Below are 8706 nucleotides of genomic sequence, written 5' to 3' on the forward strand. Positions count from 1 at the left end.
AGTGCTTGCCAGCTTAAAGAGTGCTCCGTAGAATGCGCGCCACACCGAAAGCGAAGGGTGATTAGCTCAGCTGGGAGAGCGTCTGCCTTACAAGCAGAATGTCGGCGGTTCGATCCCGTCATCACCCACCATTCGTTCAACGTGTTACGCGCAGCGGTAGTTCAGTCGGTTAGAATACCGGCCTGTCACGCCGGGGGTCGCGGGTTCGAGTCCCGTCCGCTGCGCCATATTCGGTTATCTGGAACACTGAACGCCAGGTCACCACAGAAAGCCCGCTAACGCGGGCTTTTTGCTGTTTGCAGTTCCTGCGGTGTGCGTTGCTCATGTTTTTTGCTGAATTTGCTAATTAAATCAGCACGTTACAAAAAGATGTGAGAGAATGCGCCCCGCATCGAAAGTGAAGGGTGATTAGCTCAGCTGGGAGAGCGTCTGCCTTACAAGCAGAATGTCGGCGGTTCGATCCCGTCATCACCCACCAAACTTTCAATGTTACGCGCAGCGGTAGTTCAGTCGGTTAGAATACCGGCCTGTCACGCCGGGGGTCGCGGGTTCGAGTCCCGTCCGCTGCGCCATATTCGGTCACCTGGAACGCTGAACGCCAGGTACCCACAAAAAGCCCGCTCATTGAGCGGGCTTTTTGCTGTCTGGCATTTGCCTGCCGCTATTGCTCAGCGTTACGGCTGTGACGGTAATCGCTGACCGCCTCATACACCGCTTTACGCAAGCGGTTGATACCGCCAATGGGGCGATGGGCCTCGATGCCGAACCAGGGGTTGAACGACTGGTTGTCGCAGGCCAGGTTCAGCTTGGGTGTGTCGAAATCCTGGGCCGGCACCTTGATGTGGGCCACGGTCTCGAACGGTGCGTCACTTTCCTGCCATTCAATACTGGTGTCTTCGATCGGCATGTACTTGCTCGGATCCTGGCGCTGGATCTGCAAGACAAAACATGCCGGCACCCGGTCTGTGGATAACTGCTGGTTCAGCGCGCTACGCAAGAAATTCGGCAGGTCCTGGTTTTGTGCGGGCAGCGTATAGGCCGGGCAGCTATCCGGGTCCGGTGCTACGCGAAACTTGGCATTGGCCTCACCAAACTTGTAGGGCGACACCGAGAAGTAAGTGGTCTGGGTCGGGCTGGCCGGAGGCGGCGAGAGTGTCGCCAGGGCGATGAACAGATGGCGGATCTGCCAGGTGCGCGGGTCCAGGCTCGGAAAGAAAGCCATCGCCTTCTTCCCGTCAGCCTGTGCGGCCACATTCTGGCGATATTCAGCGACGTCACTGACGAAGAAGTTCGGATGATTGAACATCACGAAGTCCTGCTCGCCGTGTGATTGCCGATCCGCCAGCAGCTGTTTGCCGGGCACATCCAGCAGCTTGATCGCCATCCCACGGGCATCGCGCAGGCTGTCGAACTGCGGATAGGCGTTGCCGTTGGACAGGCGAATCGTCGCTTGCCAGGTCTTCCCCGGTTCGGCAAAGACTCCCTGGCGCAAGGGGGCCGGCAGGTCGTTCGGCACCTGGACTTCGGCCATGACACAGCCGTGGGCCTTGGCATGGGCGTCACGCAGGTAGCGCGTGCCTTCACGGTGCTGGTCGACGATGCGAATAGCGGTCTGAATGATGTCCTGGGTCATGGCGGTTTCGCCGGGTGCAATCTGCTCCTTGTCCGGGACCGGCCCGCGGTGTTGCCAGGCGAACCAGGCCGAGGACAAGGCCCAGCAGAGCAACCCGATGCCCAGCAGCCACAGGAGCGTCTTGCCCAAAAAGGCGCCGAGGCGCAGCCAGAGGGTGATCAACATGCCAACATCCTTTTGCCTGTGGGGTTCATCATTACAGTTGCGACTCCAACGGCCCGCCCAGCACCTTCAAATACTCCAGCAAGGCCCAGCGTTCCTGCGGTTGCAGCAAGCGGCCAATGACGCCATTGCCTCGCTCGCCCGCACGGAATTCATGGCCGCTGTTGTGATTGCCGGTAATCCGGGTATCAAAGAGGAAACCGTTGGTAAAGGCTTCGGTGCGATAGCCCAGGTGGCGCGGGTCGTATTCGAAGTTGCCTTTATAGAAAGTGGTTGCGCGTTCGTCCTGAGGCGACAGCAATTGATAGATCGTCGGCACCGAGCCGTTGTGCAGGAACGGTGGCGTGGCCCAGACACCCGCCAACGGCCGGGCCTTGTAGGCGCGCAATTCGCGTACACCGATGGGCAGGCCGAAACCGTCCAGGGCCGGGCGCTCGGCGGGGGTGACGCCGGCATCGCGGTAGGCGCGGTTTTCCACGAATGCCGTGACGTAGGCCAGGCCTTTGGCGACCGAGAGTTGGCTCAGGTCCAGTGGCTCCGTCGGGGTCGGGTGCAGTTGCACTTCCAGCTTCGCCAGCTCGGCCGGATCCCATTGCAGGCTGGTCAGGTCGAAGCGGTGGTCAGCGATGTTGTTGGCGGTGCCCGGGTCGGTGCCGATCACCTGTATCGGCAGCATATGCAGTTGTTGCACCGGCCTGTCGGGGCCCTGGACCACTTTGGGCACATGGCAGCCGGCGCAGTTTTCGCTGAACAGGGCCCGGCCCTTGGCCGCCAACGGTTTATCGATCGCACCCAGCAGCGCTTCCGGCCACACCGGGGGCTTGAGCAGTTGCAGGGTTTCCTCGATCTTGTTCAAGTCGCGCACACGCACGCTGGAGGGGTAGCGCGCATCGCCTTGCAGTGGTTTGCCTTGGGCGTCGAAGAAACTCAGCGTGGCGCCAACCCCCAGCGCTTCACCGACGTTGCGGGCCATCGGTTGCTGGGCTGATCCGTTCCACTGCACCCAGTCGAACGTCCATATGTCCCATAGTTGCGGGTAATCCACCGGTGCGTTGGCGACCCGGTAGTTCTCTGCCGAAATGGCATCGCCGAAGCTGGCATTGGCGATGCGGCCGAAGGCGTCGGTACGGCCCGGGCCCTCTTCGGTGGGGTAGAGGCCGCGATGGGTATCGTTCCAGGCCACCCGCAGGAACGTGTCCAGGGAGACCTTGAACGCCTTGCGCAATTCCTCGTGGCGGGCATCGTAGTCCTTGCCCAGCACCTGGCGGGCGAAGCGCTCGAATTTCCATGGGTTGTAGTAGGTAGATGCCAGACTGGCGACCAATGCCTGTCCGAAACTGCCACCGCGTAATGTAGGAACACTGGAAGGCAGCACATGCTGAGCCGAGCCGCCATCGATCCGTATCGCCTGGCCTTTGAAGCGCAATTCGCCGGTATGACACGCCGCGCAGGTGATATCCAGGAACTGCTCGCTGCTGCCCGGATTCTGGTGCCGTGCAAACCCTACTGGCAAATTGCCGGGATTGTCAGGCGAGGCTTTCTGCGCCGGATCGACCAGGAAGCCAAAGCGCGCCAGGTACTCGGGCGAAGCGAAGCGTTGTTGCGAGAATGGCAATTCGAGGGCGGTGAACCAGTCGTAGCGCAGGCCTTTGACCTGGGTGCCCTGGGGGGTGAAGTAATACGTCTGGCGCTCGGCGGCGCTCCATTGATCCAGGTAATGCACCTGTTCGACGGGCGTATAGAACGGCAAGCGAGGATTGGCGACGTAATAAAGCACCACGGCCACGACGACGATCAGCAGCGCGAGAAGCAGCAAGAGAATGCGAGAGAGAAGGCGCACGGTAACGTCCTTGTTTTTTTGATATGTCCTTATGCCTCAGTGCCGCGCGGCGGGCAAGTGGCCATTACCCCTGGCCTGTAGGGGAGCGGCAATTTGTCCCTGTACGTCGCAGATGACAGATGCTTCATTCGTACAGGGTTAAAAAGCGTTTGCAGGCCTGAACTTATCGTTACTTTGCGGCTCACATGCCGGTAGCCATTGGTCGTGGCCGCCTGATAAGCTCGCGGCTTTATTCGATTGCCCTTTAGGCGCATGAACAAGGAAATAGCATGAAACAGCATCGGTTGGCGGCGGCGGTGGCCCTGGTTGGCCTGGTACTCGCGGGTTGCGACTCGCAGACCAGCGTAGAGCTGAAGACCCCGGCGCAGAAAGCTTCCTACGGTATTGGCTTGAACATGGGCAAGAGCCTGGCTCAGGAAGGTATGGACGACCTGGACTCCAAAGCGGTCGCCCAGGGCATCGAAGATGCCGTCGGCAAGAAAGAACAGAAGCTCAAGGACGAAGAACTGGTCGAAGCCTTTGCCGCACTGCAAAAGCGTGCCGAAGAGCGCATGGCCAAGATGAGCGAAGAGTCGGCTGCTGCCGGCAAGAAGTTCCTTGAAGAAAACGGCAAGAAAGCCGGTGTCACCACCACCGCTTCCGGCCTGCAGTACGAAGTGGTCAAGAAAGCCGACGGTCCACAGCCTAAGCCGACTGACGTCGTGACTGTTCACTACACCGGCAAGCTGACCAACGGCACCGTATTCGACAGCTCCGTTGAACGTGGCAGCCCGATTGACCTGCCGGTCAGCGGCGTGATCCCGGGTTGGGTCGAAGGCCTGCAACTGATGCACGTCGGCGAGAAGTACAAGCTGTACATCCCGAGCGACCTGGCCTACGGCGCCCAGAGCCCGAGCCCGGCTATTCCGGCCAATTCGGTCCTGGTGTTCGACCTGGAACTGCTGGCGATCAAGGATCCGGCAAAAGAAGACGCAGCCAAGTAATCGCGTCTGCTATAACGACAACGCCTCGCTTATGCGGGGCGTTGTCGCATCTGGGTTGCGGCAAATGGCAAAAAAACCGAACGCACGATGCAGGCTGCAGTCATAGGCAATACAGGCGCTGGGCTAGACGCAGTCAGCCGGTCAAGTCAATGAAATATTGGGTTTTTTTATGTGAGTAAAAAACGCCCGATCTAAGCCGGGGCCTTATGAAACGGGGGCTTCAGCGCGGAAATGCAGCTCTGTTCACAAGGTTATCCACAATTTGTGTGGATAACATTTCAGTGGGAGAAAAAATGAAGGCCCCGTGGAATTTTGCGCGATTTCTGCCCTTGGCAGGCCGCCTGCTGGCCCGCGGTCGATTGCCGACATTGCTGTTTGCCGTCGCCAGCAAAGGTGCCCGGGAGGGCGGGCGGTTGGGCAAACTCAAGGAGGACCTGCGTCTGCTGCAGGCCCTGTGCCTGGCCTACTGGCGGGGCGAATACCGCGCTGTCAGTGCCAAGTCGATGTTGTCGGTGGTGGCAGGGCTCATGTACTTCCTCAGTCCCCTGGACGCGATTCCGGATATCTTGCCGATGTTTGGCATGTTCGACGATATCGCGGTGCTGGCATGGGTCATGAAAACCCTCGACGTTGAACTCGAGGCTTTCCGCGCCTGGCGCTATCGACAATCCCCCGAGAAGCTGGCCCAGGTCGAAAGGCTTCCCGATACCCCGGAACAACTCCAAAGCCAGAAAAAGACCTGATTCGCTAGCAATTGCCCCTGAGAATTCATCGCACCGCGACCTTAGCCGGTATTAGGATTACACTTCCAAGGAAAAAGGCTGACTCGCTAAGTGTTGTTGTCCTACGGGGTAGACATGGATATTCAAATAATCACACGTGACGGAGAGCCCGAGTACGCGGTTTTGCCGTGGGATCAGTACCAGTCTTTGTTGAAGGCAGCAGGCATCGATCAAGCACCGCCGCGCGAGGCGACAGTCCGTCACGCGGCGGCACCCGGCCAGGTTCTCCCTGGCCTGGATCAATTACGCAGTTTGCGCGAAGGGAAGGGCATCGCCATTGAGGCGCTGGCCCGCACGGTAGGTATCAGCCCGTCTTATCTGGCCTTGATCGAGAGCGGCGAGCGTCAGCCCGATGCCGCGATTCGGCGCAGTCTGGCCTGGGAGTTGACGGTGCCGGGTTGGAGGGAAGAATCGTGAGCGTACGCATCAGTCGGCAGCATTGGGATGGGTTGTTGGGTGAATTGGACCAGGCGCGTCGCCAGCGCCATTTGTTGACTTACCGAGCGTTGCTGGAGCGCTTGCAACTGCCCAGCCCGGCCATGCAGACCTTGACTGCGGCCCTTGAACACCTGGCTGCGCTGGACGCCCGGGCGGAACAGCCGTTGCGCAGTTCATTGGTGATCAGCCAGGGCGCCAGTCGTTTGCCGCGAACCGGGTTCTTTGAGTGCGTTGAGCGCCTGGGCCGCTTTTCCGGGCCTTCCGATGGCGTGGCCGCAGCCTCCTGGCACGCTTCGGAAGTGGTTCGGGTTTTTGAATACGAGTACCCCGAGTCGGCGGAGGCCTGAATGCTCTGGCGACTCAAGGCGCGGGGCGGTTACTGGCTGGCGCGTCGGTTGTTTCATTGGTCCTGGTTCGTCCGCCAGCCGCGTGGCTGGGCCTGGCTCGAGGGCCAGTTTTCCCGCATGGCGAACCTGGGCGACGTCGGTGCGCAAAGCTTCTATGGGCACATCCTCACGTTTCGCGGCCAAGGGCTGGGTGCCCGTGAAGAAGGGATTCGCCTGCTGCGGCTGGCGGCATTGGCTGGGGATGGCAAGGCGGCCTACCAGGTTGGCGTGATCAGCCTGGCCGGTACAGCCAGCAAGACGCCAGACCCGGTTGAAGCGGCACGTTGGTGGACCTTGGCGGCGAAAGCCGGGCATCCATTGGCCGAGATCAAGCTCAAATCACTTGAAGATCAGGATCTCTAGGGTTATCCACAGGCTATTCGTGTGCAAATCAGACTAATTTAGCGAATCGCCCTACGCGCTCTATCTCCTTCCCCTGACTTAACTCTCCACTCATCCCCGGCAAAATCTCGCGCTCCTTGAGCGCTGCGAGACGTTTGCCCATGTTCGACCGTTTTTTCCTGCCAGCCCTTGAGCGAGCCCCGTCCTGATGGATCAGGTGAGCCGTATCGAGCAGGAACTCGACAGCTTCAACGACACTCTGTCGGTCTATCGCGAACAACTCACACGCTGGTACAGCCGAGCGGCGGACCGGGCCAGTCATGCCGCCGACTTGCCCTCGCTAATGGGCATGGAGCGGGTGATCCGCTTCGGCGACAGCACCACCGCTGTCAGCACCGGTGACGATGATTTCCTCCCCACGGTCGTCCAGTGCCCCGAAGGCGGGACGATGACGATCGAGAGCAAGTTCGAGTCGGTGTACGACATCCCGCTGGGCGACATCGTGGTGGATGTGGTGGACGTGGACAGCGGCAAGGTCACGCCAGTCACCCTCGATGCCCAGGGGCTGGGGGCCTTCCAGGGCGAGGCGGGCAAGTCCTATCGGGTACACGTTCAGGGCGAGGTATCTCCCCAGCACATCGAGCAACTGTTTTCTTCCTACGATGGCGTGACCCGCGATCTGACGGACTGGCTGCGCGGCGAATGGCAAGGCTTCAAGCCGCGATGGGCGCAGCAGTCCTTGGCAACGTCGGCGGCTGCGGTGGGGAACGGGTTGCTCGCCGGTAGTTGGGCGGCGATTGAAAGTGTGTGGGACAGCATCAGCTTGCTCTCGGACATCCTCAAGGACCCTGGTCAGTTCGTTGAGCGGTTGGGCGAAAGCGCCAGGCAGCTAGAAGAGCTGGCGGAAAAAACGCCGCAGGTGATGGCCAAGCTGCAACTGCTGGCCAGCGACGAAGCGGCTTTATGCCTGTTGGTGCGTACCGCCAGTCTCTGGCTGGACATGCTGCCGCCCAGTGAGGTCGCAGGCGAAACGGCCGAAGCCTTGTCGAGGGTGACGGTGCAGTTGTTGATCGATCTGTTGATCGGCGTAGTCCTGACCTTCACCGGGGCGGGGGCTGGTATCGCTTATCTGTCGATGCGCCTGGGAAATGTGGGCGTGCACCTGCTGGGTGCCATGCAGCGTTTCATCCGTGGGATCTTCGCGGTGGTCAACGGCTTCATGACCTACGTGGATCGCTACAAAACGGTGGCGGCCCGAGGTATTGCGGCGGGGGTCAAGAAAGGTCGGATGCAGTTGCGCTGGGATGCACAACGCAACACCACTTTGAAAAAACACGAACCCCACGACGACGCCCCAACCCAATCGAAAAACCCCAATGGCGACAGCGCCGATACCGCGGCCCAGACCCAGACCAGCGGCTGCCCGGTGTCGATGGTCACCGGCGAAGAACTGCTGACCCTCGACGACGGTACCCTCGATGGCCGCTTGCCGTTCGTCTTCACCCGTTTGTACCGCACCAGCGCCGCCGACCTGGACGTCGGGCTCGGGCGCGGCTGGAGCCATGCCCTGGTCCATCGCCTGGAGCTCGACGGCGAGCAGGTCGTCTGGGTCGACCAGGAGAACCGGCGCACCACCTTTCCACTGCCCAACGCCCAGCGTCCGGCGATCCACAACAGCCTGGCCCGGGCGGCGATCTACCTCGGTACCGAGCCGGACGAACTGATCGTCGCCCAGGCTGGTGCGGACGCCGCGTTCCTGCACTTTCGCGACGGCCACCTGGTGGCCCTCAGCGACCGCCACGACAACCGCCTGACGGTCCAGCGCAACATCCATGGCGACATCAGCCGCCTGGACAACGGCGCCGGCCGCGCCCTGCGCCTGCGCTACGCGCATCGTCACCTAATCGCCGTCGACTACCAGAGTTTCCACCCGGCCATCACTCTCGACGAAGCCTGGCGGACCGAGCAGACGCTGGTGACCTACCGCTACGACGGACGTTTCCGACTGATCGAAGCGACCAATGCCGCCGGCGAAAGCGAACGCTACGACTACGACGACCGACACGTCATCCTCCAGCGGCAACTGGCCGGCGGGGCGAGTTTCTACTGGGAGTGGCAAGGCCTCGGGCCGGCCTCCCGC

At 60.9% G+C, this 8706-nt stretch carries 8 protein-coding genes and 4 tRNA genes; 10 read left to right on the forward strand and 2 right to left on the reverse strand.

Features of this window, described 5'->3' with window-relative positions:
• Positions 1 to 55: 55 nt before the first annotated feature.
• The 4 genes from DTP52_RS14770 (at position 56) to DTP52_RS14785 (ending at position 572) form a co-directional block, all read left to right on the forward strand.
• Positions 56 to 131 (forward strand) — tRNA-Val (locus DTP52_RS14770).
• A gap of 19 nt (positions 132 to 150) precedes the next feature.
• Positions 151 to 227 (forward strand) — tRNA-Asp (locus DTP52_RS14775).
• Positions 228 to 402: 175 nt separating this feature from the next.
• Positions 403 to 478: transfer RNA gene (locus tag DTP52_RS14780), tRNA-Val, on the forward strand.
• A 17-nt stretch (positions 479 to 495) separates the two neighbouring features.
• Positions 496 to 572 (forward strand) — tRNA-Asp (locus tag DTP52_RS14785).
• Positions 573 to 661: 89 nt separating this feature from the next.
• Here the strand turns inward: DTP52_RS14785 and DTP52_RS14790 are convergent.
• Together DTP52_RS14790 and DTP52_RS14795 are read right to left on the reverse strand one after the other, a co-directional pair.
• Positions 662 to 1798 carry a catalase family protein gene (locus DTP52_RS14790; RefSeq protein WP_109754008.1) on the reverse strand — a complete coding sequence of 379 codons (1137 nt, stop codon included), beginning with the start codon at positions 1796 to 1798 and terminating at the stop codon, positions 662 to 664.
• 31 nt (positions 1799 to 1829) lie between these two features.
• On the reverse strand, positions 1830 to 3635 hold the full coding sequence (locus DTP52_RS14795; RefSeq protein WP_109754009.1) for a di-heme-cytochrome C peroxidase: 1806 nt from the start codon (positions 3633 to 3635) through the stop codon (positions 1830 to 1832).
• Positions 3636 to 3904: 269 nt separating this feature from the next.
• Here DTP52_RS14795 and DTP52_RS14800 point away from each other — a divergent pair, with 269 nt between their 5' ends.
• The 6 genes from DTP52_RS14800 to DTP52_RS14825 all read left to right on the forward strand — a co-directional run.
• Positions 3905 to 4618, forward strand: a complete 714-nt coding sequence (locus DTP52_RS14800) for an FKBP-type peptidyl-prolyl cis-trans isomerase (protein ID WP_003204577.1) — start codon at positions 3905 to 3907, stop codon at positions 4616 to 4618.
• 293 nt (positions 4619 to 4911) lie between these two features.
• A complete protein-coding gene (locus tag DTP52_RS14805; RefSeq protein ID WP_109754010.1) occupies positions 4912 to 5361 on the forward strand; it encodes a YkvA family protein in 450 nt (149 codons plus the stop codon).
• Between the two features lie 114 nt (positions 5362 to 5475).
• Positions 5476 to 5817, forward strand: coding sequence for a helix-turn-helix domain-containing protein (locus DTP52_RS14810; RefSeq protein ID WP_003204574.1), 342 nt, complete (start codon positions 5476 to 5478; stop codon positions 5815 to 5817).
• Positions 5814 to 6185, forward strand: a complete 372-nt coding sequence (locus tag DTP52_RS14815; RefSeq protein WP_003179080.1) for a hypothetical protein — start codon at positions 5814 to 5816, stop codon at positions 6183 to 6185. The genes DTP52_RS14810 and DTP52_RS14815 overlap by 4 nt, the downstream gene beginning before the upstream one ends.
• Positions 6186 to 6587 (forward strand): SEL1-like repeat protein, encoded by a 402-nt coding sequence (locus DTP52_RS14820; protein ID WP_109754011.1) that lies wholly within the window; start codon positions 6186 to 6188, stop codon positions 6585 to 6587. It begins immediately after the preceding gene.
• A gap of 187 nt (positions 6588 to 6774) precedes the next feature.
• A partial coding sequence (locus tag DTP52_RS14825) for a DUF6531 domain-containing protein (protein ID WP_256594257.1) occupies positions 6775 to 8706 on the forward strand: 1932 nt, incomplete at its 3' end.

It is taken from the genome of Pseudomonas sp. 43mfcvi1.1, from assembly GCF_900115935.1.
Lineage (GTDB): Bacteria > Pseudomonadota > Gammaproteobacteria > Pseudomonadales > Pseudomonadaceae > Aquipseudomonas > Aquipseudomonas bijieensis.

What these genes read in the sequence shown, in the direction of transcription:
- DTP52_RS14790 (WP_109754008.1), bottom strand. Translation starts at nt 1,798, where the DNA reads ATGTTGATCACCCTCTGGCTGCGCCTCGGCGCCTTTTTGGGCAAGACG.
- DTP52_RS14800 (WP_003204577.1), top strand. Translation starts at nt 3,905, where the DNA reads ATGAAACAGCATCGGTTGGCGGCGGCGGTGGCCCTGGTTGGCCTGGTA.
- DTP52_RS14805 (WP_109754010.1), top strand. Translation starts at nt 4,912, where the DNA reads ATGAAGGCCCCGTGGAATTTTGCGCGATTTCTGCCCTTGGCAGGCCGC.
- DTP52_RS14810 (WP_003204574.1), top strand. Translation starts at nt 5,476, where the DNA reads ATGGATATTCAAATAATCACACGTGACGGAGAGCCCGAGTACGCGGTT.
- DTP52_RS14820 (WP_109754011.1), top strand. Translation starts at nt 6,186, where the DNA reads ATGCTCTGGCGACTCAAGGCGCGGGGCGGTTACTGGCTGGCGCGTCGG.